The 696-nt window shown below is 48.7% G+C and carries 1 protein-coding gene; it reads left to right on the forward strand.

Annotated features, from left to right (window positions below; translation table 11 throughout):
- Positions 1 to 696 (forward strand): YDG domain-containing protein (locus tag A3860_RS41375; protein ID WP_216823579.1); only part of this gene is annotated, 696 nt, incomplete at both ends.

Below are 696 nucleotides of genomic sequence, written 5' to 3' on the forward strand. Positions count from 1 at the left end.
AGCCGCGTATATAATGGCACCACCAGTTCCAGTGTGGCTCCGCAGGTAGACGCCCTGCAAACAGGAGATGCAATCGGCACAGCGCCTACCCAGTCATACGATACCAGGAATGTTGGTACGAATAAGACCTTAACAGCGAGCGGACTGGTCATCAACGATGGCAACAGTGGCAACAACTATCATATTCTGTTTGCGACAAATACTACTGGGGTGATCACGGTTCGGGATATTAATGTAACTGCCCAAACCGATAGCCGCGTATATAATGGCAATACCAGCTCCAGCGTTGCGCCACAGGTAGACGCTTTACAAACTGGCGATATAGTTGGCACAGCACCTACTCAGTCATACGATACCAGGAATGTTGGGACTAATAAGACCTTAACCGCCAGTGGGCTCGTCATTAATGATGGTAACAGCGGTAATAACTACCACATCCTTTATGCAACAAATACGACCGGCGTCATCACCATTCGGGATATAAATGTGACCGCTCAGCATGACGACCGCATTTATAATGGTACCACCAGCTCAAGTGTTGCGCCACAAGTAGACGCATTACAAACTGGCGATGTTGTTGGCACTGCGCCAACCCAGGCATATGATACAAAGAATGTAGGCACCGGCAAGACCTTAACTGCTAGCGGACTGGTCATCAATGATGGCAATAGTGGCAACAACTACCACATCCTGTAT

The organism is Niastella vici, assembly GCF_002077945.1.
Classification (GTDB): domain Bacteria; phylum Bacteroidota; class Bacteroidia; order Chitinophagales; family Chitinophagaceae; genus Niastella; species Niastella vici.